The sequence below is a fragment of the Clostridium intestinale genome (genome assembly GCF_035905475.1).
GTDB classification, from domain to species: Bacteria; Bacillota; Clostridia; order Clostridiales; family Clostridiaceae; genus Clostridium_T; species Clostridium_T intestinale.
This window is the reverse complement of record NZ_CP121166.1, coordinates 2902993-2928128: the sequence shown is the minus strand read 5'-3', so window position 1 is coordinate 2928128 and position 25136 is coordinate 2902993. Positions and strand designations below refer to the sequence as shown.

Annotated in this window: 24 protein-coding genes and 1 riboswitch; of the genes, 22 read left to right on the top strand and 2 right to left on the bottom strand. The window is 30.0% G+C overall.

Features of this window, described 5'->3' with window-relative positions; genetic code table 11:
• Positions 1-233: 233 nt before the first annotated feature.
• From P8F83_RS15060 to msrB, 4 genes are all read left to right on the top strand, one after another.
• Positions 234-1724: a 4Fe-4S dicluster domain-containing protein gene (locus P8F83_RS15060; protein ID WP_326511767.1), complete on the top strand. Its 1491-nt coding sequence runs from the start codon at positions 234-236 to the stop codon at positions 1722-1724.
• 125 nt (positions 1725-1849) lie between these two features.
• Entirely contained in the window at positions 1850-2548 is a 699-nt protein-coding gene (locus tag P8F83_RS15055; RefSeq protein ID WP_326511766.1) for a TVP38/TMEM64 family protein, read from the top strand.
• Between the two features lie 11 nt (positions 2549-2559).
• The gene (locus P8F83_RS15050; RefSeq protein WP_326511765.1) at positions 2560-3876 is read left to right on the top strand and encodes an O-antigen ligase family protein; all 1317 of its coding nucleotides are present in this window, start codon (positions 2560-2562) and stop codon (positions 3874-3876) included.
• Positions 3860-4306: a peptide-methionine (R)-S-oxide reductase MsrB gene (gene msrB / locus P8F83_RS15045; RefSeq protein WP_326511764.1), complete on the top strand. Its 447-nt coding sequence runs from the start codon at positions 3860-3862 to the stop codon at positions 4304-4306. The genes P8F83_RS15050 and msrB overlap by 17 nt, the downstream gene beginning before the upstream one ends.
• A 51-nt stretch (positions 4307-4357) precedes the next feature.
• Here msrB and P8F83_RS15040 read toward each other — a convergent pair whose 3' ends face one another.
• Positions 4358-5026, bottom strand: coding sequence for a TIGR01906 family membrane protein (locus tag P8F83_RS15040; RefSeq protein WP_326511763.1), 669 nt, complete (start codon positions 5024-5026; stop codon positions 4358-4360).
• Positions 5027-5347: 321 nt separating this feature from the next.
• Between P8F83_RS15040 and groES the strand changes: the two genes are divergently transcribed.
• The 13 genes from groES to guaA all read left to right on the top strand — a co-directional run bounded on the left by groES (position 5348) and on the right by guaA (position 20201).
• On the top strand, positions 5348-5632 hold the full coding sequence (groES, locus tag P8F83_RS15035) for a co-chaperone GroES (protein ID WP_021800347.1): 285 nt from the start codon (positions 5348-5350) through the stop codon (positions 5630-5632).
• Positions 5633-5648: 16 nt separating this feature from the next.
• On the top strand, positions 5649-7274 hold the full coding sequence (gene groL, locus P8F83_RS15030; RefSeq protein ID WP_286904898.1) for a chaperonin GroEL: 1626 nt from the start codon (positions 5649-5651) through the stop codon (positions 7272-7274).
• A 278-nt stretch (positions 7275-7552) separates the two neighbouring features.
• Entirely contained in the window at positions 7553-9235 is a 1683-nt protein-coding gene (locus tag P8F83_RS15025; protein WP_326511762.1) for a GspE/PulE family protein, read from the top strand.
• A gap of 17 nt (positions 9236-9252) precedes the next feature.
• A complete protein-coding gene (locus P8F83_RS15020; protein WP_326511761.1) occupies positions 9253-10470 on the top strand; it encodes a type II secretion system F family protein in 1218 nt (405 codons plus the stop codon).
• Between the two features lie 31 nt (positions 10471-10501).
• Positions 10502-10894, top strand: coding sequence for a type II secretion system protein (locus P8F83_RS15015; protein WP_326511760.1), 393 nt, complete (start codon positions 10502-10504; stop codon positions 10892-10894).
• Positions 10895-10964: 70 nt separating this feature from the next.
• Positions 10965-11729 (top strand): prepilin peptidase, encoded by a 765-nt coding sequence (locus P8F83_RS15010; RefSeq protein ID WP_326511759.1) that lies wholly within the window; start codon positions 10965-10967, stop codon positions 11727-11729.
• 16 nt (positions 11730-11745) lie between these two features.
• Positions 11746-13290 carry a pilus assembly protein PilM gene (pilM, locus tag P8F83_RS15005; RefSeq protein ID WP_326511758.1) on the top strand — a complete coding sequence of 515 codons (1545 nt, stop codon included), beginning with the start codon at positions 11746-11748 and terminating at the stop codon, positions 13288-13290.
• On the top strand, positions 13290-13940 hold the full coding sequence (locus P8F83_RS15000) for a type IV pilus inner membrane component PilO (protein ID WP_326511757.1): 651 nt from the start codon (positions 13290-13292) through the stop codon (positions 13938-13940). The genes pilM and P8F83_RS15000 overlap by 1 nt, the downstream gene beginning before the upstream one ends.
• Positions 13941-13965: 25 nt before the next feature.
• Positions 13966-14490, top strand: a complete 525-nt coding sequence (locus P8F83_RS14995; RefSeq protein WP_326511756.1) for a type II secretion system protein — start codon at positions 13966-13968, stop codon at positions 14488-14490.
• 11 nt (positions 14491-14501) lie between these two features.
• Complete coding sequence (locus P8F83_RS14990) at positions 14502-15059, top strand: type II secretion system protein (protein ID WP_326511755.1); 558 nt, start codon at positions 14502-14504, stop codon at positions 15057-15059.
• 18 nt (positions 15060-15077) lie between these two features.
• Positions 15078-16796, top strand: a complete 1719-nt coding sequence (locus P8F83_RS14985; protein ID WP_326511754.1) for a pilus assembly PilX N-terminal domain-containing protein — start codon at positions 15078-15080, stop codon at positions 16794-16796.
• A 123-nt stretch (positions 16797-16919) separates the two neighbouring features.
• Positions 16920-17017, top strand: a riboswitch (purine riboswitch).
• A gap of 163 nt (positions 17018-17180) precedes the next feature.
• Positions 17181-18638, top strand: coding sequence for an IMP dehydrogenase (gene guaB / locus P8F83_RS14980; protein WP_326511753.1), 1458 nt, complete (start codon positions 17181-17183; stop codon positions 18636-18638).
• 21 nt (positions 18639-18659) lie between these two features.
• The gene (guaA, locus tag P8F83_RS14975; protein WP_326511752.1) at positions 18660-20201 is read left to right on the top strand and encodes a glutamine-hydrolyzing GMP synthase; all 1542 of its coding nucleotides are present in this window, start codon (positions 18660-18662) and stop codon (positions 20199-20201) included.
• A 50-nt stretch (positions 20202-20251) separates the two neighbouring features.
• On the opposite strand, the gene P8F83_RS14970 is transcribed toward guaA, so the two are convergent.
• On the bottom strand, positions 20252-22276 hold the full coding sequence (locus P8F83_RS14970; protein ID WP_326511751.1) for a GmrSD restriction endonuclease domain-containing protein: 2025 nt from the start codon (positions 22274-22276) through the stop codon (positions 20252-20254).
• A 304-nt stretch (positions 22277-22580) separates the two neighbouring features.
• Here P8F83_RS14970 and P8F83_RS14965 point away from each other — a divergent pair, with 304 nt between their 5' ends.
• From P8F83_RS14965 to P8F83_RS14945, 5 genes are all read left to right on the top strand, one after another.
• Complete coding sequence (locus P8F83_RS14965) at positions 22581-23234, top strand: hypothetical protein (protein WP_326511750.1); 654 nt, start codon at positions 22581-22583, stop codon at positions 23232-23234.
• A 177-nt stretch (positions 23235-23411) separates the two neighbouring features.
• Positions 23412-23729, top strand: coding sequence for a DUF4258 domain-containing protein (locus P8F83_RS14960; protein WP_238907546.1), 318 nt, complete (start codon positions 23412-23414; stop codon positions 23727-23729).
• Positions 23729-23959: a type II toxin-antitoxin system MqsA family antitoxin gene (locus tag P8F83_RS14955; protein ID WP_238907544.1), complete on the top strand. Its 231-nt coding sequence runs from the start codon at positions 23729-23731 to the stop codon at positions 23957-23959. The genes P8F83_RS14960 and P8F83_RS14955 overlap by 1 nt, the downstream gene beginning before the upstream one ends.
• Positions 23960-24077: 118 nt before the next feature.
• A complete protein-coding gene (locus P8F83_RS14950) occupies positions 24078-24209 on the top strand; it encodes a hypothetical protein (protein WP_326511749.1) in 132 nt (43 codons plus the stop codon).
• 442 nt (positions 24210-24651) lie between these two features.
• The gene (locus P8F83_RS14945) at positions 24652-25086 is read left to right on the top strand and encodes a hypothetical protein (RefSeq protein ID WP_326511748.1); all 435 of its coding nucleotides are present in this window, start codon (positions 24652-24654) and stop codon (positions 25084-25086) included.
• The last annotated feature ends 50 nt before the right edge of the window (positions 25087-25136 follow it).

Sequence of the window (25136 nt, the reverse complement as noted above, 5' to 3'; positions counted from 1 at the left end):
TATATTCTATATTATTTCACAATAAATAAAACTTAGAAGTGTAAACTTTTACTTAAAAACTTTAATTTGATAATAATATAGAAAATGAAAAGGATTAACTGTAGTAAAAATATAATAAACTTTAGGTAATTTTGGCACATTAAGAAAGTTTCTATAAGTCGAAGTTTGTTATTATTTTAACATAAAATGTGGTATAATTATAAAGTAATATTAAAAAATGGGAGAGTGTTAGAATGTTCCAGTTTGAAACCCAACTTAATAAATTGAAACATGAAGTATTAAAAAATGTTGCAATTTTAGCTAAGGAAAATAGGCTAAATCAAGAAGAATTAGAAAAAATACCTTATGAAATAATAACAGATGAAACGCCCAGATACAGATGTTGTGTATATAAGGAAAGAGCTATAGTTGCTGAAAGAGCAAAGCTTGCAGCAGGATATTTAGCAGATGGAGATAAAATAAATTGTGAATTAATAGACATACGACCAAATGAACAGATAATTTATGTTATAGAGGCGGCTTGTGATAGATGCCCAATTAATAGATATACAGTAACTGATCAATGTAGAAATTGTTTGGCACATAGATGTTTAGAATCTTGTGCAGTTAATTCTATTTCTATGGTAGGAGGACGAGCTTATATAAATCAAGAAACTTGTAAAGAGTGTGGAAGATGTAAGTCAGCGTGTCCTTATAATGCTATTTCAGAAGTTATGAGACCATGTAAGGTATCATGCCCAACAGGAGCCTTAGCGGTTAACACTGAAGATAGAAGAGCTATGATAAAAGAAGAAGATTGTATTAACTGTGGAGCTTGTGTATCTGCGTGTCCATTTGGGGCTATTTCAGACAAGAGTTTAATTGCACCAGTTGCTAAAAGATTATCTAAAGGAAGAAAGATGTATGCGGTTGTAGCACCAGCAATATCAGGTCAATTTGGAATGAAGGTTTCTTATGGACAAATCAAAAATGCTATAAAGAAATTAGGTTTTGAGGATATGGTTGAAGCTGCATGTGGAGCTGATGCTGTTACTGTTCATGAATCTAATGAATTTGTTGAAAGAATGGAAAATGGAGATAAATATATGACTAACTCCTGTTGTCCAGGATTCTTAAGTTATATAGAAAAGAAATTCCCAGATCAAGTTGAAAGAATATCTGGAACAGTTTCTCCAATGGTTGCAACAGGAAGATATATAAAGGAAAAAGATCCAGAAGCTAAGGTGGTATTTATAGGACCTTGTACAGCTAAGAAGAGTGAAGCAGTAAGAGAATCTGTAGCTGATGCAGTTGATTATGTTTTAACCTTTGAAGAGTTATTTGCACTTTTAGAAGCCTTTGATGTAGATCCAGCTAATTGCGAAGCTGAGGTTGTAGAGGATGCATCTATATTTGGTAGAGGTTTTGGAATACATGGTGGATTAACTTCAGCTATTGAAAACTTTGTTTCAGAAAAAGGAATAGAAATAGAATTTAAACCTGTAAAGGTTAGTGGAGAAGCTGAAATTAAAAAAGCTATGACTCTAGCAAAAGTAGGAAGATTAGATGGTAACTTCATAGAAGGAATGATGTGTGAAGGTGGCTGTATAAATGGAGCAGCTAGAATGGTAGCTCCAATGAGAGCTAAAACTGTATTTAATAAATTAAATACTCAAGGAAGCAAAAAAACAGTATTATCTAATGAAAAGATAGAAGAATTTCATAATATTAATTTAGAGAGATAAAATCACAAATATTTGGATAGAATAATAATTAAGAAATAATTAAGGAGCTTGTAACCAACAGGCTCTTTCTTTATAGATTATTTATTTATATAATTATCTAAATAAGCGTTTAAGGGATGATATATATGAAAGAATTTATTAAAAAACAAAAAATTAAATTGCTTTTAATTCCACTAATTATTGCTGCTATTGTGCTGATGGTTCAATATTATTCTAAAATAGTTTTGGTATTTAAAGATATTGAAAGTATTAAAGGGATTATATTAGGATATGGAAACTATTGCTTTATAATCTATATTGCACTGCAGATAGTTCAGATTGTTATATTCTTTATACCAGGAGATATAATGCAGATAAGTGCGGGGTTTATATTTGGTCCTATAAGAGGATTTTTATTGTCTTTTTTGGGGATTTGTTTAGGAACATCTGTTGTCTTTTTTATATCAAGAAAATTAGGTAAACCATTTGTAAGTAAAATTGTGTCAGAAAAAGACACTTGGATAATACATAAGCTTGAAAAGTTTAAAGAACATCCTATGAAGGATAAAAAACTTAAGAAAATAGTTTTTTTTACATATTTAATTCCAGGAATACCTAAAGACATATTGGGATATATTTGCGGTGTTTCAGAGATAAGGTATAAAGATTTTATAATATATTCATCCATAGCTAGAATACCGGCTCTTTTTGTATCAAGTTTTTTTGGATATAAGTTATCCTTTGATAATTGGAAATTACTTGCTATAATAGCTATTATAAGTGTAATAGTTATTGTGATAAGTATAATAACAGGGAAAAAGATAATTTCCTCAATTGACGATTAAGGCGGGATTATATGTTCAAAAAAGAAATAACATTAATATTAGCTATAATAGCTGGAGCTATGCCTCTAATAATGCATCCATTCTCTGATGACAGCTATTATTTACCTAAAACTATATTTCTATATATTATGTATTTTCTTTTAATATTTATTTTATTAAGAGATAGAAAAAACATAAGCTTAGATAAAAATGATAGAGTGTTGATTATATATTTAGGAATAGCCTTATTAAGCACCATCTTTTCAATTAAACCTATGGTATCAATATTTGGTACGGAGATTAGGTATGAAGGGGTGATAATGCTATTATTTTATGGATTAACTTATTACTGTGGGAAAAATTATTTAGAGATAAATAAAAAAGTAATCCTAGCTGTTTTAGTACCAGCAGTAATTATCTCAATATATTCTATCTTTCAATTTTATAACATAGATCCTATACCTAAGGATAGTTATCATGCTAGAATGCTTTTTAATTCTATAGGGACTCAAGGGCATAGAAATTTCTTATCAGCTTATATAAGCTTATTTTTACCTTGCACTATAGTCTTATATATATTGAAGGGTAAAAAAGTGTATATAGGGGTAGCTGCGGTTTTATTTGCTTCATTACTATGCACATTAACAAGGAGCGGGTGGATAGCCTTTATAGCTTATTCATTATTAGGGGCAGTTTATATAATAATTAACTTTAATAAAAAGTATTTAACTAGAGCTCTTATACTTATGATTGCTTTTATTAGCATTTTCGGTATATTAGATTATACCTCTGGAGAAAAAATAAGCAGTCGTAGTGACCAATTAATATATGATACTAAATCTGCTAGTGGAGATCTTCTTAAAAATGGAAAGATAACAAATGAAGCATTAGGATCAGCTAGAGTGTATATATGGAAGGTTGCGTTAAAAGCTATAGAAAAGAATCCTTTGATTGGAAGTGGGACTGACACCTTTAGATATAGTATTGAAAAGTATTTCCCAGAAGATGGACAAGATTATATAGATGCTTATGGAGCTATAATAGATAAGGCACATAATGAATTTCTTCAAATAGCAGCTACCATGGGGATACCAGCCTTGATTGCATATTTAGTGTTTATATTTTTATCCCTTAAGAATAATATAAAAAATATGTGGAAAAGTAAGATAAACTTTATAATAAGCATAACTTTTATTGGATATTTAATTCAAAGCTTTTTTAATATAAGTGTTATAAATGTTGCACCGTTATTTTGGATGGGGCTAGGATTAGCTCAAAATTCTAAAGTGCTAGAAAAAGCAGAAAATTATATTGAATCTAAGGAGGGGCAGTATGAAGAAGTATGTTAAACCTTCAAAGGAAGAGTTAAAAAGAAAATTAACAGATATACAGTATGCAGTTACTCAGGAAAATGCTACTGAAAGACCTTTTAGTAATGAATATGATGATTTATTTAAGGAAGGAATTTATGTAGATATTGTTACAGGAGAACCTTTATTTTCTTCTACTGATAAATATAATTCAGGTTGTGGATGGCCAGCTTTTTCAAAACCTATAGAGAAAGAGACAATAAAAGAAAAAGCAGATTTTACTCACGGTATGCATAGAGTAGAAGTTAGAAGTAAAGAAGGGGATTCGCATTTGGGTCATGTATTTAACGATGGACCAGAAGAAAAGGGTGGACTCAGATATTGTATTAACTCAGCCTCTTTAAAGTTTATTCCTAAAGAAAAAATGAAAGAAGAAGGTTACGAAGAGTATTTAAAATTTATAGAATAGTAATTAAAAAGGCTGTGGTGCTAAAAAAATTAGTCCACAGCTATTTTATATTTATCTATTATTAAGTTTAGGAAAAATCTTTTTAATAATTATAGGAATTAATAATATAATTAGGAAGATTAGTAATATACTTATTAGGTAGCTGAAAAAAACACCTTCTGGTAAAGCATTGATTATTGGATCTGTTTTAGGATCAAAAAGCCAATCATCATTGCTAAAAACTATTTTATGAAACTTCTCAAAAGCCCAGCTAAAGTTAGAAACTACAGGTATAGAGAAAGCTATCAATAGCCCTGAGGCACAAATAAGGAATTTTTTATAGTTATTAAAAATAGATTTTAAAGTTTTTCTATTTATAAAGAGAATTATTAATAAAAGAACTACAGAAATCCAAAACAAGATGTCCATTTTTAAAAATAGAAGTCTAACCTCCATAAAATGAAATTCACCAGACGGAGAATATTTAAAGTACTCTAGGGGGAATCTCATAGGAGTGAAGCTTCTTAGATACTCCATAAGCTTAGTGAAATCAGAATAGATATTTTCTTTACTGATTTTAATTATTTCTGTAACTTTGAATATATCGATTAAAAACCCGTAAAAAGGTGTAAAGTTAATCGATATTTTAAAAGCTGCTGTAAGAGAAAAGATAAAATAGACAAAGTATAGGCATATTTCTGTAAATATCTTATAAATAGTAGAAAAATTTAGTTTTTTCATTAATAAGTTTCTCCTTTTAGTCAATAATAATAAATGGTTTTCCCATGTAAATAATTATAATAAGCTTTTAAGATATTGTATCATAATTTTTTAAAATAGTTATGAAGAAGAAATATATAGAAAAAAATAGCATTTTAAAGAGAAACTTAATTAATGGAAGATAATTAAAGAAGATAAGGATTTAATGGGATTTAAAATGAATAAATTAATTTGAATTTATGAGGCTTATTATTTATTATAATATTAGTATTAGCACTCTACTTAAATGAGTGCTAACAATTTGCAGAGTATTATTTTTATAAATTTAAGGAGGGGTTGTAAATGAGTATTAAACCACTTGGAGACAGAGTAGTAATCAAAAGATTAGAAGCAGAAGAAACAACTAAAAGCGGTATTCTTTTAACTGGAGCTGCTAAGGAAAGACCACAAGAAGCTGAGGTAGTTGCAATAGGACCTGGAGCAGTTGTTGATGGTAGCAGAATTCCTATGGAAGTTAAAATTGGAGATAAGGTACTTTACTCTAAATATGCAGGCACAGAAGTTAAGCTTGATGGAGAAGAGTACACAATATTAAAACAAGATGATATTTTAGCAGTAGTTGAATAATAGGAGGGATGTATAAATGGCTAAGACAATTGTATTTGGTGAAGAAGCAAGAAGAGCTATGCAAGCTGGTGTTGATAAGCTAGCTGATACAGTAAAAGTTACATTAGGACCAAAAGGAAGAAACGTAGTTTTAGATAAAAAATTCGGAACACCTTTAATAACAAACGATGGTGTTACAATAGCTAGAGAAATAGAACTTGAAGATGCTTATGAAAACATGGGAGCTCAATTAGTTAAAGAAGTTGCAACTAAAACTAATGATGTAGCTGGAGATGGAACAACAACTGCTACACTTTTAGCTCAAGCTATAATAAGAGAAGGACTTAAAAATGTTACAGCTGGTGCTAATCCAATGCAAATAAGAAATGGAATTAAAGTAGCTGTAGATAAAGCTGTTGAACAAATTCAATTAATCTCTAAACCTGTTAATGGTAGAGAAGATATAGCAAGAGTTGCTGCTGTTTCAGCTGCTGATGAAACTATAGGACAATTAATAGCAGATGCTATGGAGAAGGTTGGAAACGAAGGTGTTATAACTGTTGAAGAATCTAAATCCATGGGAACTGAATTAGATGTAGTTGAAGGTATGCAATTTGATAGAGGATATGTTTCAGCTTACATGGTAACAGATACAGATAAGATGGAAGCTAATCTTGATAATCCATATATATTAATTACAGATAAAAAGATCTCAAACATACAAGATATACTTCCTATATTAGAGCAAATCGTTCAAGCTGGAAGAAAGCTATTAATAATAGCTGAAGACATAGAGGGAGAAGCTATGACAACTCTAGTTTTAAACAAACTAAGAGGAACATTTACATGTGTAGCTGTTAAAGCTCCTGGATTTGGAGATAGAAGAAAAGACATGCTTCAAGATATAGCTATCCTAACTGGTGGAGAAGTTATTTCTGACGAACTTGGAAGAGATTTGAAAGAAACTACTTTAGACATGTTAGGTCAAGCAGAAAGCATTAAAGTAACAAAAGAAAATACTGTTATAGTTAATGGAAGAGGAAGCAAAGAAGAAATCAAATCAAGAGTAGCTCAAATAAAACTTCAAATAGAAGAAACTACTTCAGATTTCGACAAAGAAAAGCTTCAAGAAAGATTAGCTAAATTAGCTGGTGGAGTAGCTGTAGTTAAAGTTGGTGCAGCTTCAGAAGCAGAATTAAAAGAAAGAAAATTAAGAATAGAAGATGCTCTTGCAGCAACTAAAGCAGCTGTTGAAGAAGGTATAGTACCAGGCGGTGGAACTGCTTATGTTAATGTAATAAATAAAGTAGCTACTTTAACTTCAGAAGAAGCTGATGAACAAGTAGGTATAAATATAATAGTAAGAGCTTTAGAGGAACCAATGAGACAAATAGCTGTAAACGCTGGACTTGAAGGTTCTGTTATAATAGAAAAAGTTAAAAACAGTGAAGCTGGAGTAGGATACAACGTTTTATCTAAACAATACGTAAACATGATAAAAGATGGAATAGTTGATCCAACTAAGGTTACTAGAAGTGCTCTTCAAAATGCAGCATCTGTAGCATCAACATTCTTAACTACAGAAGCAGCAGTAGTTGATATTCCAGAAAAAAATCCTCCAATGCCAGGTGCACCAGGAATGGGAATGGACGGAATGTACTAAGATAGAGATATTAAGAGATAGCGAAAGCTGTCTCTTTTTTTATGTTTAAAATTAATGCAACTAAATATTTTATTATGGGTACAATAATTATTGATAGCTTTAATGGGTTGTTGAGTGAGATTATTCGTTAAAAATATAAAAAAAGAAATAATAAGAAAATTGTCGAATTAAGAAGAAAAATACCATATTTTTTTTGGTAAAGTCACTAAATATTTCTTTTGAATGTTTTACATATACTGTATAATGAAATTATCGTAATAAGATATGTAGGTGATTAAATGAGCGAAAAGAAAAAAAGGCTTGGAGATTTGCTTATAGATAGCGGAAAACTTAATGAAGCAGATTTAGCAATGGCGCTGAAACTTCAGGCAACTACTGGCAAGAGATTAGGACAGATATTAGTAGAAAAAAGGCTAGTAACAGAGGATGATATTCTTACTATATTAGAAATGCAAATGGCTATACCAAGAATACATCTTGATTTTACACCTATTGAAGAAAATGCAGTTTATAGGATTTCAGAGGCTTTAGCGAAAAAGCACACAATTATTCCTATAAAAATAAGAGGAAATAAAATCACCTTAGTAACTAGCGATCCATTTAATATATTAGCGATAGAAGATGTTAAGATAGCTACAGGTTTAGATACCGAATTAGTTATGGATTCTTCAGAGTCAATTAATGAGGCTATAAAAAGATACTATTCAAGACAAGTAGCAGAAAGAACAGCTAAAAATTTAGCTGACAGAGAAGCGAGAGAAAAAAAGGAAGAAGTTAATGTAGATTTTGATGAGGTTAAAGATGCTCCAGCTGTAAAGCTTGTGGATACCATAATTGAAAATGCAGTTAGAATGAAAGCTTCTGATATTCATATAGAACCCTTAGAAAATGGGGTTAGAGTAAGATGTAGAGTAGATGGAAATCTTCAAAAGGTTCTTGATATACCTAAAGAAACTCAAGGCTCTCTTATAACAAGAATAAAAATAGTAGCTAATCTTAATATAGCAGAAAAAAGAGTTCCTCAGGATGGAAGAATAATAACTAAGATAGATAATAAGGAAGTGGATTTAAGAGTATCTGTGCTACCAACCATTCATGGGGAAAAGGTAGTTATAAGAATATTATCAAGAAGTTCATTCCTAGTAAAAAAAGAAGAGCTTGGCCTTTCGAGTTACAATATGAAATTATTGTCAAGTATTATGGATAAACCATATGGAATAATACTAGCAACAGGTCCAACTGGTAGTGGTAAATCCACAACACTTTACACTTTATTAAATGAGTTAAATACTTTAGATAAAAACATAATAACAGTTGAAGATCCAGTGGAATATGTAATGGAAGGAATAAGTCAGGTTAATGTAAATACAAAAGCAGGCTTAACCTTTGCTTCGGGTCTTAGAAGTATATTAAGACAAGATCCTGATATAGTGATGGTAGGAGAGATAAGAGATAATGAAACGGCTGAAATAGCTATAAGAGCAGCAATAACAGGTCATATAGTATTAAGCACAATTCATACTAACGATGCTCCATCAACTATAGCTAGATTAGAGGACATGAACATAGAACCATACCTAATATCCACATCTATAACAGGAATAATAGCTCAAAGACTAGTTAGAAAAGTTTGTCCGCATTGTTTTGAAGAATATGAGGCAAGCGAATATGAAAAAGAGATGTTGGAAATTAATAAAAACGAAAAGCTTTCTCTTGTACGAGCAAAAGGATGCCCTTTATGCCAAAACATAGGTTATAAAGGAAGAATAGGTATATATGAAATCATGGAAATTAAAAGAGAGTTAAGAGAAGCTGTTAATAATAAAAAAAATACAGATGAACTTAGAGATATAGCTATAAAAAATGGAATGAAAACTCTTAAAATGGCTTGTACAGAGCATGTTTTAAATAAGATTACCACAGTCGAGGAACTTCTTAGAGTTACCTTCTTAAAGGAATAGAAATAAAGGTGATGTAAATGGCTATTTATAATTATGAGGCTAGAAACTTACAAGGAAATAAGATAAAAGGTTCTATGGAGGCTATAAGCAGGGAGGATGTTATTCAAAGCTTAAGAGGAAGAGAATATTATCCCATATCTGTTGAAGAATTTGTAGATAGAAGTGCCTTAAATATAGAACTTTTTAATAAGATAACCACAAAGGATTTATCAATATTTTGTAGACAATTTGCCTTTGTATTAGGTTCTGGAACCCCTATTATAAGATGTTTAGAAATATGTATAGAGCAATCAAGTAATAAGAAAATGAGAGAGGTTCTAATAAGGTCTAAAGAGCAGATACAAAGAGGAAGAAGCTTATCAGATTGTCTAAAGTATGAAAAAGACATACCAGAAATGATGATTAACTTAATTGAAGCTGGAGAAGCTTCAGGAAAATTAGATAAAATCATAGAAGACTTAGCAGAATATTATGATAGTCTCTATAAACAGGAGCAAAAAGTTAAAAGTGCTTTAAGTTATCCTAAATTTGTAGGAGCTTTTGCTATCCTTATAGTTGCATTTTTACTTATATTCGTTGTTCCAAGTTTTGTAGAGAACTTAGTAGATATAGGTGGAGATATACCAACCTTAACTAAAATTGTTATGGGCCTATCTAAATTCTTAACTAGAAGTTGGATATTAGTGCTACTAGTAGTAGGAGCCATATATATAATTAAAAAATTCATGTTAGATAGAGATGAAGCCTATATAGAAAAAAGGGACTTTAATAGATTAAAGATACCTGTTTTTGGAGAAATAAACAAACAAATAGTGTCAGCAAGATTTGCTAAAACTTTATCTATATTGATATCTTCAGGACTTGGGGTAATCCAGTCATTAGAAATATCAGCTAAGGTTGTAGGAAATCTTCATATAAAAAATAAATTAAACCTTGCAAAAGAGGATATCAAAAAGGGAAATGCCATAGGGAAGACCCTAGAGGATATGCAACTTTTTCCTCTTATGCTTACTCAGATGATAAACTTAGGAGAAGAAACTGGAACCTTGGAAGAGGTTTTAGAAAGAACCTCCAAGTTCTATGATGGGGAGGTGGAAAACGCCACTAGCAAGTTAGTTTCATCTATAGAACCAATGATGATAGTAATACTATCAGCAATTGTTTTAATTATAGTACTATCAATGATTCTGCCATTAACAAGTATGATGGAGGGAATCAACAACATTCAACATTAACAAATAAATTATATAATACGGAGGGATTTTAATGATGATGAAAAAAATAAACAAAAAGAAAAAAGGTTTTACACTAATCGAACTTATAGCTGTTATAGCGATTATAGGAATATTAGCAGCTGTGTTGGTGCCAAGAGTTTCTAAATATATTGGAGAAGCTAAAAATACTAAGGTTATAGCTCAAGCTAGAACTGCGGTTATGGAAGTTGAAGCAAATAATGCTAAAAAGGATATTGGAGTAGCTGATACAGCGACAGTAAAATCATTAACTACTGCAGGAACTGCAATTATTACAGATGCAACTGAAAAAACTAACTTTGAAAAGGATACAGCTATGGTTACAGATTTAACAATAGCTCAGTGTAAGCAAATAGTTAATGATGGAGCTACATTCACCATAACTAATGGAAAAGCTACAATGTAGCAAAACATGGTTTTATTTAATACCTCCCACCTCGGGAGGTATTACCATACCATAAAAATGGAGAAGTAAAATGAATACAGTTATAAGTATTTTTGTTTTTTTATATGGAATTATTATAGGAAGTTTTTTAAACGTATGTATTTATAGAATACCTAAAGGGGAATCAATAGCATATCCTCCATCTCATTGCAGTAATTGTAATAATAAATTAGGATGGAAGGATTTATTTCCAGTATTTAGTTTTTTGTTTTTAAAAGGAAAGTGTAGATATTGTGGAGAGAAGATTTCTATTCAGTACCCATTAGTTGAGTTAGTAAATGGACTTTTATATTTAAGTTTATTATTTAAGTTTGGGTTTGGTGTTAAGTTTATATTGATATGTTTATTTATATCATTGATTTTAGTTATTGGAGTAATTGATTATAAAACTCAGGATATCTATGACAACACTATTTATGTTGGAGTTGTGCTTGGCGTTTTGTATATTGGGATTGAAAAATATTTAGGTGGAGTATCACCATTTAATTATATATTGGGAGCTGTAATATCAGCTGGAATTCTTGCCTTAATAGCTATAACAACTAAAGCTATGGGGTGGGGAGATGTGGAATTAGTATTTATAATAGGACTCTTTTTAGGATGGCCTAATGCATTATTGATGTTATTTATATCTATAGTATTAGGAGGAATAGTAGGAAGCCTACTTTTAATAATCAAGTATAAGTCTATAGGAGGACATTATATGGCATTTGGTCCTTATATAGCTTTAGCAGGATATATAACCTTGATGTATGGAAATGAAATATTAAACTGGTACTTAAAAATGTTTATTTAAGGTTTGAGGTGAAAGCATGTTTGAAAAAGACAAAATATCCATTGATATTTCTAGAGACAGAATAGCTATAGTTGTTGGAACTAAAACAAAGATAAAAAAGGCGACTATACTAGAAACACCTAAAGGTTCATATTTGCAAGATAGAATAGAAAATACAGAGCTATTATCTAACGTAATTAAAGATTATTTAGTTAAAGAAAAAATAAGAGTAAAAGATGTCTCCTTTACAGTAAAAGGGCAGGATGTAATAACTAGGCACACCATACTTCCCCTTTTAGGAGAAGAGCCTATGAGAGAAGCTGTATCTTGGGAACTTAGACAATATCTTAATGATAGAGTAGACGAATATTATTATGACTATGAGATTCTACAGGAGTTAGGCGAAGGTAAAGCTAAAAATGCAGATGTAATAATAGCAGCCGTAGAAATGAATAAAATAGATGCCTATGTTGAGATTGCAGAAAGATTAAAATTAGAGTTAGTAGCTTTAGATACTTATGCAACAATAGGTGCAAGGATGCTAAAGAGTTCCAGGGTATTTAAGGATAAAGAAGATGTTATTGGTTTAATAACACTAAATAGTGATACAGCATCTTTTCATATAGCTAGTTCTGGAAAGCTTGAAATAGAAAAGTATCAGAACATGGGAATATTAGGGAATAATTTAGATCAGATAGAAAGCATAGAAGCTTATAATGAGTATTTATATAAAATAGATTTAACTGAAGAAGATATTAACGAAGAAAGCACAAGTGTAAGAAGAATAATAAACACAATAAGCTCCTATTTTAATTCTATAATTCAGTTTTATTCTGTTGGAAAAGTAAAAAAGAACTTAGACAGAATATATCTAATAGGAAGTGGAGCAAAAGTAAAAGGGGTTAAAGAAGAATTCTCAAAGATTTTTAATACAGAAATAGTAGAAATAGATGATTTTAAAACCTTAAGATATAATGTTAAAGTTCCAAGAAGTATAACTTTAAATGATTATTTTTACTCCTATGGATTAATGCTAAATAATAGTGGAAAAGAGCTTAATCTACTACCTTATAACTTAAAATTAAATGATTTAAGAGGAAAGAAAAAAGCTGTTTATATAGCTTCAATAATTTTTGTATTAGTAGTATTTTTAGGTGGAATCGGATATTTAAAAGGAAAAGAAATGTATTTGAATTCCTCAAAAGATAAGTTAATAAATAAGATTAACAGCAATCAGGAGAATGTTGATAAATTAAACACACTTGAAAATGATATAAGTTTATACAACAGTCATATAGAAAAGGTAAAAGTTTTAAATGAGCAAAAAGATAAAAAGACAGATGACTTAATTCGTGATATTCAAAAGCTTATACCTGGAGAAGTTACAGTAAGCAGCTTTTCTATTACAGGCAGTAATATATCTATAAGTGGTGCTAGTAGTAATTATGATAAAATATCTGAGTTTTGGGCAAATGTTAGAGAAGATGCAAGATTTAAAGATTCTCACATTGCAAGCATAACTAAAGGGGAAGCATCAAGTAGCTTTACTTTAGAAATCCTTGTTCAAGGAGGGCAAAGCTAATGAAAAAGATAGATTTAGGTTTAAATAAATTAAGTCATAAAGAAAAAATACTATTATTAATAGTAGCTATAATGTCAGTCTTTTTTGTTTATTATAATTATTTAATAATTCCAACCATGGATAAACTTGCCCCTCTAGAAACAGAAGTTGAAGCTTTAAGAAATAAAACATTAAACTATGAAAATATAGAAAATAAAATAATTATTAAAGAAAAAGAGTATAATGAATTAAAAGATAAATATAATGAATCTGCCAGAGCATTACCTAAGATTGATAAATATCCAGAACTTTCTAAGGACTTAAATGACTTGGCAAATAAAAACACAGTTACACTCCAAAGTATAGCAATGGAGAAAGGACAAGTGTATCAACAGGGAGATACTTCTAAAGATGCTAGTATTCCTTCAACCTCCAACAAAGGGGGATTAAGTACACAGAAGGTTACACTTTCATTAAGAGGTGACTTTTCAAACATATTAAATCTAGTTAATGATTTAGAAAATGGATCAAGAATATGTGAAATTAATTCCATTACGTCAACAAAAGAAAGTTCAACTATAAATTTAACGTTCTACTATGCGCCAGGGGACATGGAAGAAAATTATGATTTTAATAGTGGAAGTTATGGAAAAGACAATATGTTTAATTAAAATCACTAAGATTGAGGTGATTTAGATGAAAAAGAAAAAAGGATTTACTCTAATAGAGATGATTGCATCAATGGCAATGCTAGTACTTATTTTTTCAGTAATAGCTTCATTGATGCTACTGGCAATTAAAACAAATGTAAGAAACGAAAAGGATTTAGATTCAAATAGTGTGTCTAAGGCTTTTGTGGAATTAGTAAATAGTAAGAAAGTAGATAATATTTTATCAATGCCTGATGCTGATAAAGATAATAATATTTTGGTTGATATGTCAGGGAATCAATATAAGATTACGTTTGATGATGTAGATGACCTAAATAATTTAGTGAATAAATTGTTTAGTAAAGCCACATATGGAAGTTTTAAGGATATAACTTCTGATTTTGAAAACATATCAGATGATGGGAAAAAATATGCTATAAAAATAGAAGTTAGTGAAGTTAAAGAAGATGAAGTAAGTACTTATAAAATTGATATAAATTCATGGAATTTAAATAATATTAATACAAGTAAAATAAATAGAAAAATATATATAAACTATATAAAAAACTAGGGGGAGTAGGTATGAAAAAGAAAAAAGGGTTCACCCTAGTAGAAATGATAGCTGTTATAGCTATTATAGGTATAACTGGAGCTTTAGTATTTACTCTTTTTGGGAAAACGCATAAAGTTTTTAGTGCGGCAGAAAAAGAAAGTGTAGATGTTGATAGTGCTAGAAGTATTTTGTCTGTAATTGGAGAAGATATAATGATGGCAAATTCTATTAAGGCAGAAAGTGAAGACTCTGAATACTTAAAGAAAGAAAAATATTCATTTGATAGTACTGTGGAACTCTTGCTTTATACCCAATTTCTAAAAAAAAATGAAGGTGGAAGTGAAGAAACCTACAATTATATTTATACTCAAGAAAAAAGTAAAAATACTATTGAAATAAATAAATATAAAGTAGGCGTTGAGAAAGATGGTAAATATGAAACTAATAAGATATCAACATTCGGTAAGTTTTTAATAACTCAGGGCAACCAAGTAGAGATTGATCTACAAGATGCAAGATCTTATACAATATCAATAAAGCATGATAGTGATATTTTATACGAAACAATTATAACTAGAAGAAAATAAAAGGGGGGATTGAGATAGATGAAAAAATCAAATAAGAAAAAAGGTGCTTCCTTAATAATAGTATTGATGGTGTTAGCTATAGCCATGATTTTATCTAGTGTAACTTTAACAACTATCTCAAGAACTGCTAAAGCCAATGCAAGTGAAAAGAAGTCAGAGGACTTACTTTATTCTGCTGAGTCTGGATTACAATATGGGTTAGCATACGTTAACGATAAAAAAAACAATCCCGATTTGATAGAATTAAATACAAACATATTACTAGCTGATAAGTCTAATATTAATAATAATGAAGTTAGTGTAATGATAAGCAAGATTTCCAGTGGGTATGAAATAATAAGTGAAGCAACATCAAAGTTAGGTAAAAAAAGAGCGGTATCTATTAAAATAGATGAGAAAAAAATTTCTACGCCTGTTGGGGATGGGACCATAAAATTAAATTCACCAGTAGCACTAATTATTCCTTCAAGTGATAAGATTTTCTATAAGGAGGGTAATGCAACATTAACTCCAATATTAAATTCGGTACCTCCAAGATTTAATTTGGAAAAAGTTTTGAATTATAAAAATGATTCCAAGGTTTATAAATTGTATAAAAAGGATAATAATAGGGGAGGGAAGATAGATGTAACTGAAATTGGAAAGGAAACTGCAATGGATTTTGAATTTAAACAAAATTCATTAACACCATTCCAATATATTCCTGAACTACTAGTTACCCCAAAAGCAACTATAAACTCTGATATCACAATAAATAGCCAAAACATTAAAGATTATATTGATATTAATACAAAAAACATAAAAATAGTTTCACTAAAAAAGGTGACATTAAATGCTGATTATCTTGGAGCTATTAATTTAGATAACGCTGAAATATATGCTGATGAAATATTAATTAATGGATACCAAAATAAGACGATAAATAACTCAAAAATAGTTGCTAATGCTGTTTACTTAAAAGATAGTGGTCAGATAAATTTTAGAAATTCTCAAATAATAACAAAGAAAATCGAGACAAATGATAGCAATATTAGAAGCTTTGATAATACGAAAATATTTTCAGAAACTGTAAATATATATGGGAGTAATGAAAGAGTATTTAAAAATGGCACTTATGTAAAGGCTAAGAATTTTACAATAGATGCGCGCAATGCAGTTTCTTTTAATTTGGTTAATGTTCAGGCAGAAAATTTTGAAATTAAGGGTTCTGAAAGCAGAACATTTGAAAACTCAGAAATTACTGTGAACAATTTAACTCTATCTGTAACAAATGGTACTAAATTTACAAATTCAAATATAAAATCAGGAATTATAAATTTATCAGGGAGTTGTGATAATATGTTTGGAGGTTCAACAATTGAGGCTAATCAATTCCTAATAACTACCGGAAATGATGTTAACTTTGATAATACAATATTGTTTCTCAATAAGCTTGATATACAAGGAAGTAGTAGTAGAACCTTCAATAACTCAATTATAGTTTCTAATATTATTAATGCTTATACATCAAATAATGTTAATTTTACAGCTAGTCTAACTATTTGCGAGAATATATCTTTCAATACTTCAAATGACATCAATTTTATAGCAATGGATGGTACTACTGAAGAAAAAATAAATGCATTTAATAATAAGTTTAAGAAAGCTCAAGAACAATTAATAATAAAAGGAACTACTACAAAAGATACTTATGAATTTCAGATTGATAATAATAGTTTAGATTATTCTAGTAGCTAGAAAAAGATTACATCAAAAAAACAAGTAAATATAATTTTATATTGCAAGAAAAAATGCATAAAATTCACCCTTGCAAGAAATCATTCTTTATTGACAAGCTAATAACTATATTCTATAATAAGTATAATTTCAAAACAGATTACTCGTATATACCTAGGATATGGCTAGGAGTATCTACCAGAAACCTTAAATTTCTGACTATGAGTGAATTAATGTGTATTTATTATAGAGTCCATCGAAGGGCTTATTTTGAGCATATTAACTTCACTTGAGTTAATATGCTTTTTTTATTTCAAAAATGCAAGATAACTTGCAAAGGAAATGAAAAATGCAAGAAAAGCATTGGGTTATTTTTTAAATTTAAATTTTGAGGAGGAGTCTTTCATGGCAAGAATACTTAAAACAGCGTACACATTTGATGATGTTCTTTTAGTACCAAACAAGTCTGAAATATTACCAAAGGAAGTAACTTTAGCTACAAGTCTTACTAAAAAAATAAAACTTAATTTACCACTAATAAGTGCTGGTATGGACACAGTAACTGAATCAAAAATGGCTATAGCTATTGCAAGAGAAGGCGGCATAGGAATCATACACAAGAACATGACTATAGAGGAACAAGCTAGAGAAGTTGACAGAGTAAAGAGACAAGAAAATGGTGTTATAACAGATCCTATATTCTTATCAGCTAATCACAGTGTACAAGAGGCTCTAGATTTAATGGCTCAATATAGAATATCAGGTGTTCCTATAACTTCAGCAGATGGAAAACTTATAGGAATAATTACAAATAGAGATGTAGTATTTGAAACAAATTTTGGAAGAAAAATAGATGAGGTTATGACTAAGGAAAATCTTATAACTGCATCAGAAGGCACTACTTTAGAAGAAGCTAAAGAAATACTTAAAAAGCATAAGATTGAAAAGCTTCCTTTAGTAGATAGTGAAGGATATTTAAAAGGACTTATTACAATTAAAGATATAGAAAAAGTAAAAGCATTCCCTAATGCAGCTAAGGATTCTGCAGGAAGACTTCTTTGTGGTGCAGCTGTAGGAGTAACTGGAGATATGGAAGAAAGAGTTGCAGCACTAGTTAAAGCTAATGTTGATGTAATAACTATTGATACAGCTCATGGTCATTCTTTTGGAGTTCTTGAGGCAGTAAGAACTATAAAGACTAAGTATCCAGAACTTCAAATAATAGCAGGAAATGTTGCTACAGCAGAAGCTACTAGAGATTTAATAGAAGCTGGAGCAGATTGTGTTAAGGTAGGAATAGGACCTGGATCTATATGTACAACTAGAGTTGTTGCAGGGGTAGGAGTTCCTCAGTTAACAGCAGTTATGGATTGTGCAGAAGAAGGTAGAAAGTATGGAGTGCCTGTAATTGCAGATGGAGGAATAAAGTACTCAGGAGATATAGTTAAAGCATTAGCAGCAGGAGCATCAGCAGCTATGATGGGATCTTTACTTGCTGGTTGTGATGAAGCACCAGGAGAAATTGAAATATATCAAGGCAGAAATTATAAAGTATATAGAGGTATGGGATCTTTAGCAGCTATGAATAAAGGATCAAAGGATAGATATTTCCAAGAAGGAAATAAGAAACTAGTTCCAGAAGGTGTTGAAGGAAGAGTTGCTTATAAAGGATATTTATCAGAAACTATTTATCAACTTATAGGTGGAATAAGATCTGGTATGGGATACTTAGGAGCAAGCACTCTTGATAAATTATATGAAACAGCAACATTTGTTGTTCAAACTTCAGCAGGACTTAAAGAAAGTCATCCACATGATGTTAATATAACAAAAGAAGCACCTAACTACAGCGTTAGTCAATAAGTAAACCTTGGAGGAGAAATAATGAATAAAGAGTTAGTTTTAGTACTTGATTTTGGTGGTCAATATAATCAATTAATAGCAAGAAGAGTTAGAGAATGTAATGTATATTGTGAAGTTCATCCATACAAATTAAGTGTAGATGAAATAAGAGAAATGAATCCAAAGGGAATTATTTTCACTGGTGGACCTAACAGTGTATATGGTGAAGATTCTCCTTTATGCGATAAAGCTATATTTGAATTAGGAATTCCTGTTCTTGGCATATGTTATGGATCACAACTTATGGCACATGTTCTTGGAGGAAAAGTTGCAACTGCTCCAGTAAGTGAATATGGAAAGACAGAAGTTAGTGTTAATGTTGAATCTAAGCTATTTGAAGGGGTATCACCATCAACAATCTGTTGGATGAGCCACACTGACTACATAGAAAATGCTCCAGAAAACTTCAAAATAGTAGGAAACACTCCAGTTTGTCCAGTAGCTGCTATGGAGAATGAAGAAAAAAATCTATATGCAGTTCAATTCCACCCAGAAGTTATGCATACACAAGAAGGAACTAAAATGTTATCAAACTTCGTATACAATGTTTGTAACTGTTCTGGAGATTGGACAATGGATTCCTTTGTTGAAAGAACAATAACAGAAATCCGTGAAAAAGTTGGAGATGGTAAAGTATTATGTGCTTTATCAGGTGGAGTTGATTCATCTGTTGCAGCAGTTTTATTATCAAAAGCAGTAGGAAAACAACTAACTTGCGTATTCGTTGACCATGGTTTACTTCGTAAAGATGAAGGAGATGAAGTTGAAGCAATATTTGGGCCAGAAGGACAATATGACTTAAACTTTATCCGTGTAAATGCTCAAGAAAGATTCTACGAAAAATTAAAAGGAGTAGAAGAACCAGAGCAAAAGAGAAAAATCATTGGCGAAGAATTCATAAGAGTATTTGAAGAAGAAGCTAAAAAGATAGGAACTGTTGATTACCTAGTTCAAGGTACAATATATCCAGACGTTATAGAAAGTGGTCTTGGAGATTCAGCTGTTATAAAATCTCACCACAACGTTGGAGGACTTCCTGACTATGTTGACTTTAAAGAAATAATCGAACCACTAAGAGCATTATTTAAAGATGAAGTACGTAAAGCAGGACTAGAACTAAACATTCCTGAAAAACTAGTATACAGACAACCTTTCCCAGGACCAGGACTTGGTATCCGTATAATAGGAGAAGTAACTGCTGAGAAAGTAAGAATAGTTCAAGAAGCAGATTATATATACAGAGAAGAAATCGTAAAAGCAGGAGTAGACAAATCAATAAACCAATACTTCGCAGCTTTAACTAACATGCGCTCTGTTGGAGTTATGGGAGACGAAAGAACCTATGACTATGCTATTGCACTACGTGCAGTAACAACTAGTGACTTCATGACAGCAGAATCAGCTGATCTTCCATGGGAACTACTAGGAAAAGTAACTACAAGAATAATAAACGAAGTAAAAGGCGTTAACCGTGTATTCTATGATTGCACAGGAAAACCACCGGCTACTATTGAATTCGAATAATAGAAAAAGGCTCTGAGATCAAGTAGGATTTCAGAGCTTCTTTTTATGAATTAGTACCTATAATCTTCAATACCTTGTGTTTCACCAGAAGAATCTGTATATTTCCACCATTTCCACCCGTTTGTTGAGACTGAATCGGGAGCACCTAAATCAATTTTAGCCTTATCAGCTGAAGTTGATATAGAATATTTATTTCCATTATATAGAACCTCTTGAGTATCAATATTATAAACGGCTTCGGCTCTTTTCTTTTTGTAAAGTCCCCAAATTGGTATAGTTCCAGAGTAGCTTGATGATTTTTTTACATCAGTTACAAATAATCTCTCTAAAGATTCTTTTTTAGAAATAATTTTTTCGTATATTTTATTAAAAATTAGCTTCGCACGTTCTTCAATAAATGTATCATAAAAGTTTTCATATAAACCTGACAATATGTCTGAGGGAATCATATGATTTTCTAAAACTCTTTTAAAGTCAGGGTTAATATTTAGAAGTTCTTCCATGTATATATGAGGTGCTTTCTTACCAATTTTGATATTGGTAATTTTAGGGATAAGCGTTCTGTTTGCTATACTATTAATAAGATTTCTATCAGACTCTTCATCTAGTGTAGAATTTAAATATTCTCGTGGAAAAATATGATGGTCGTCAATTTTATCTGTAAAAGAAATGTTACTACAATTATTCCAATCAAGTAATCCACTAGCATTGTAATTGATGAAATTTAATAAGGCAACATAAATAGCACTTCCTTTTTTATTGTATGAAATGATATCTTCGTAATTGCTTATAATTGTTTTTAATTTTCTCATGTATAGTTTATCTGTAATTTTATTACCTTTTGCGATATCAGACAGTACAGATGAGTCAAGAATAATTATTTCGTTTGTTGCAGCTACATATCGTTGGGATAAAACAGAACTCCAATACCAATATTCTAAAAAGTTTTTTTGATTTTGATTCATTTGGGAAAAACTTTTATTTGGTAAATTTCTTAAAAACATCATAATAGGAATTATTGTATTTGGATATGGAATCCACTTATAATTTAAAATAAAATTATTATTGTATAGATATTCGATTGATGACTTATATAGATTAGTTATTTCATCCCAATATGTATTAAAGTGCTCTGATTTTAATTGACTTAAAATATATTTTTTATCAACTTTTTTTCCAACTAAAAATGCAACTGTTCTAGCTACTAGTTCTCTATTTAATTCAAAATTAGGATTTTGAGTTTCGAATTCTTCAATTTTTTTTCTTAAATTAAATCCATTAATTAGCTTGGCTACTAGAATATCTACAAAAGTTAAGCTTATCCCAAGACTATTGCTACGTTCAAAAAATAATGCAAATTTATCAGCTGACATATCGAGAAGAAAGTAAGCTACTAGTTTTTGACTTTTAAATAAATCTTCAATTTTTTGAATAGATTGCAGATATGTTTTAAATAAATTTTTGTAAGAATCATTATCTAAGTTTTTTGAAATATTTAATTGTTTGAAATACTCTTCAATATCATCTTGAAGCAAAGAATCATTGATTTTCTTATATACTGTTGATAAATTTATTGAAAGGTGTTCCATATCTTCATATCCTTCTATTGAGAAAACAGAAGATTCCAAAGGTATAGATTTAAATGCGATATCTTGAAGACTTTCATCTAATTCATCATTATTCTTCATTATTATCCATACATCATCAATCCCCTTAAGAGCTCTATAAATAGAAGTTATTCTCTGCTGACCATCTAAAACAAGTTTAAAATTATTTACTTGGACTTTAGTTTTAATTTCATTTTGTGATAAAAAAACATTTTTTAGTTTACGTCTACTTCCTATTCCTGATCTTGGACGATCATCAATCTCACGAACAGTTAAGGAAAAAGAGGGTATACCATAAATAATAGAACCTACGAATACGTTCTTAACAAAAGAATCAAATAAATCATAGGTTCTAGAAATATCCCAAACAAAATCGCGCTGAAATTCTGGTAAAGCAATGTTGCGTGAATCAATCATATCTATAATTCCAATGATTGATTCAGTGTCGAAATTGGTTAATGTGTTCATTTAAAACCCTCCAATACATGATTTTAATTAATAGAAATTTATTATATAAAACGTTAATAATATACAAATTATACCATGTGAGACCAGTCGAGTAAATTATAAAAATGTAAAAATAAAGAAAATAATCTGATTTAGATTTTATTCCAAACTAACAAATTTGTTTGTAGAAGTATACTGAAAGTATCATGTATAAACTACCTAAAAAAGCAACATCTACAATTAGAGAAATATGGTGCTAAATATAATTGGATAATGATATAATTAAAGTGAATAATTGTAATTTAATAAGGGGGACTTAGAATTAATGGAAAAGAAAGTTACAGGTATGGATTATCTAAACTTAGCCCTATATGCCTTTGCAGGAATAGGAATGGAACTTGTTTTGGTATGGCTTATTGAACCTCTATTTGGAATGAAAATGGGGACATACACTATAACACAAAACATAATTCATTGGATAGTTACTTGTGTTATATGGATACTGGTAGGATTATTTTTAATTAATCTAGCAAAGAAAAAATATGATTTTGATTTATGGGAAAATAAAAGCAACTTGAAGCCTTGGCAGTACATAGGTATTGTAGTATGTTTGGCTATTTCCATCCTTTATTTTTATATTAGTTGGGAAGGATTTAAACCTCTTTTAGAATTTCAAAGATTGGGAGCTTTGAAATTTACTTTTCAGTATATCTATTATCTTTTTGAAGCTTTCCTAATTTCTTTAATCGTAATATTTGGTCAGAAAGCTTGTGAAAAGTGGTTTAAAAACGATAAGGTTCCTTATGGAGGAATTGTGCTTGCTTTAACATGGGGACTTATGCACATTGTATCAAAAGGAAGTATCAAAGTTGGATTACTATCAGCCTTTGCAGGTTTCCTCTATGGAGCAGCTTATCTTGTAGTAGGTAAAGACTACAGAAAAGCACTTCCACTTATGTGTGCAATGTTTATGCTTTAAAAACTATAGATGATATGGATAATTAGGAGAAGACATTGAGCTTCTTCTTTTTTTGACTAATTTACTTAATTAAAAGATTTGTAAGTAAAACTAATAAAAAGAAAATTTTATCATGTTTAATTAAAATGTGGTTTGGTATATAATATAGATAAATAACTAGAAAAACATAGGTGAAAAATGGAATTCAATATAGATGATGTAAGGATATTGGTTGAAGAAGATAAAATTCAATGGAGAAATCATATTCTTATTAGAATGAAACAAAGAGGAATAAAAATCAGAGAAGTCTTGGATTGCATAATGTGTGGAGAGATAATAGAATTTTATAAAAATGACTATCCATTTCCAAGTGCACTAATATTAGGTTTTAAAGACAAAGAAACAGGAATGCATGTTGTTTGCTCAATAGGGCAAAATTATTTATGGATGATAACAGCATATTATCCAGATAAATCTCAATGGAGTAAAGATTTAAGGTATAGGAGGCGATTATAATGGATTGTGCTATGTGTAAAGGTACTTTAATAGAAGGATTAGTTAACCATATTGTGGATATAAATGGACATATAATAATTATTAAAAATGTGCCTGCTAATATCTGTACTCAATGCGGAGAATATTATGTTGAAAATAAAATAGCTTTAATTTTGGAAAGATTGATTGATGAAGTATTAAATAGTAATGCAGAGGTACTGATAATAAATTATCCTGATGCAGCTGCATAAGTAAAATATTGAATTGAAACAACTCAATAACACAGATAATTAGGAGAAGACATTGAGCTTCTTCTTTTTTTGCTAACAGTGATCAATATAGTTGTGATGAAAGAAATAAAGTGATTCAGTGATTCGTGGAAAAGCAGCAGAAAATGCAATGGTATTTTCCGTAGTAGTAATGCTTGTAATAGAAGGTATATTAATAGTTTTGGGAGACTTAAGGGCCGCAATATTAGTATCAATAGCAGTATTTATTTGAATCTCTTTTGAGATGTATTTAATTTTATATCTTCAGAAGAAGCTTTAGATAACTTAAAAGAATAAAAATAATTATGAAGAAGCCATAGAGCTTCTTTTCTTATTTCAGAATTTAATAATCTCCACTTCTTAGATAAATTTCTCAGTATCAATCTAATTATTTAGTAAATTGATTAAAAAAGACATTGCAAAAAAATTGCGGAAAAGAGAAAATGCCTATTGAAGAATTGAAGAATTGAAGAATTGAAGAATTGAAGAATTGAAGAATTGAAGAATTGAAGAATTGAAGAATTGAAGAATTGAAGAATTGAAGAATTGAAGAATTGAAGAATTGAAGAATTGAAGAATTGAAGAATTGAAGAATTGAAGAATTGAAGAATTGAAGAATTCTTTTAATGTTAGGATAATATAATAAAGTAAAGTGAGAATAAAGAGGTTAATGTATGGGAGAGAAGATTAATAAGGAAGAATTATTAAAGGAAGAAGAGGAAGAGAAACTTGAAGCTGTTGTTGGTTTCGAGGAAGATAAGGATGCAAAATTTGTAAAGAATTATGATGTGGCAGATTTAGTAAGAGATAAGTTAGGAGATTCAGCAGTAGTAGAGAATATAAATGAAGAAAAACAAGAAGGCGAAAATCAAGTAAAGGTAGATGGGAAAAGTGAGAGTAAAAATGACCTTGCCTATGAATTAATTCCTAATATGAAAAATAGTAAGGTTAAAAAGAATTTTTGGGTTAGTGCTAATACAATTAGAATGATAAATGAACTTAGAGCTGTTCATCCTAATGCTAACGTAAAGTTTGGAGTAATAGTAGAAAATGCTGTTGAGCATTATTATAAATATATAAAGGAAGAAGGGGGAAGACAAGCATATTAATTTATATAACCCTCATTAGAATACTCTTAAGACCTTTATGAGAGGAAAGA

Bases quoted from the DNA above. Each gene is read 5' to 3' on its own strand.
- P8F83_RS15015 (WP_326511760.1), top strand. From the start codon at position 10,502: ATGATGATGAAAAAAATAAACAAAAAGAAAAAAGGTTTTACACTAATC.
- P8F83_RS15010 (WP_326511759.1), top strand. From the start codon at position 10,965: ATGAATACAGTTATAAGTATTTTTGTTTTTTTATATGGAATTATTATA.
- P8F83_RS14945 (WP_326511748.1), top strand. From the start codon at position 24,652: ATGGGAGAGAAGATTAATAAGGAAGAATTATTAAAGGAAGAAGAGGAA.
- P8F83_RS14955 (WP_238907544.1), top strand. From the start codon at position 23,729: ATGGATTGTGCTATGTGTAAAGGTACTTTAATAGAAGGATTAGTTAAC.
- P8F83_RS15040 (WP_326511763.1), bottom strand. From the start codon at position 5,026: ATGAAAAAACTAAATTTTTCTACTATTTATAAGATATTTACAGAAATA.
- P8F83_RS15060 (WP_326511767.1), top strand. From the start codon at position 234: ATGTTCCAGTTTGAAACCCAACTTAATAAATTGAAACATGAAGTATTA.
- P8F83_RS15025 (WP_326511762.1), top strand. From the start codon at position 7,553: ATGAGCGAAAAGAAAAAAAGGCTTGGAGATTTGCTTATAGATAGCGGA.
- P8F83_RS14990 (WP_326511755.1), top strand. From the start codon at position 14,502: ATGAAAAAGAAAAAAGGGTTCACCCTAGTAGAAATGATAGCTGTTATA.
- P8F83_RS14965 (WP_326511750.1), top strand. From the start codon at position 22,581: ATGGAAAAGAAAGTTACAGGTATGGATTATCTAAACTTAGCCCTATAT.
- P8F83_RS15020 (WP_326511761.1), top strand. From the start codon at position 9,253: ATGGCTATTTATAATTATGAGGCTAGAAACTTACAAGGAAATAAGATA.
- groL (WP_286904898.1), top strand. From the start codon at position 5,649: ATGGCTAAGACAATTGTATTTGGTGAAGAAGCAAGAAGAGCTATGCAA.
- P8F83_RS15000 (WP_326511757.1), top strand. From the start codon at position 13,290: ATGAAAAAGATAGATTTAGGTTTAAATAAATTAAGTCATAAAGAAAAA.
- P8F83_RS14960 (WP_238907546.1), top strand. From the start codon at position 23,412: ATGGAATTCAATATAGATGATGTAAGGATATTGGTTGAAGAAGATAAA.
- guaA (WP_326511752.1), top strand. From the start codon at position 18,660: ATGAATAAAGAGTTAGTTTTAGTACTTGATTTTGGTGGTCAATATAAT.
- msrB (WP_326511764.1), top strand. From the start codon at position 3,860: ATGAAGAAGTATGTTAAACCTTCAAAGGAAGAGTTAAAAAGAAAATTA.
- P8F83_RS14995 (WP_326511756.1), top strand. From the start codon at position 13,966: ATGAAAAAGAAAAAAGGATTTACTCTAATAGAGATGATTGCATCAATG.
- P8F83_RS14970 (WP_326511751.1), bottom strand. From the start codon at position 22,276: ATGAACACATTAACCAATTTCGACACTGAATCAATCATTGGAATTATA.
- guaB (WP_326511753.1), top strand. From the start codon at position 17,181: ATGGCAAGAATACTTAAAACAGCGTACACATTTGATGATGTTCTTTTA.
- P8F83_RS15050 (WP_326511765.1), top strand. From the start codon at position 2,560: ATGTTCAAAAAAGAAATAACATTAATATTAGCTATAATAGCTGGAGCT.
- groES (WP_021800347.1), top strand. From the start codon at position 5,348: ATGAGTATTAAACCACTTGGAGACAGAGTAGTAATCAAAAGATTAGAA.
- P8F83_RS14985 (WP_326511754.1), top strand. From the start codon at position 15,078: ATGAAAAAATCAAATAAGAAAAAAGGTGCTTCCTTAATAATAGTATTG.
- P8F83_RS15055 (WP_326511766.1), top strand. From the start codon at position 1,850: ATGAAAGAATTTATTAAAAAACAAAAAATTAAATTGCTTTTAATTCCA.
- pilM (WP_326511758.1), top strand. From the start codon at position 11,746: ATGTTTGAAAAAGACAAAATATCCATTGATATTTCTAGAGACAGAATA.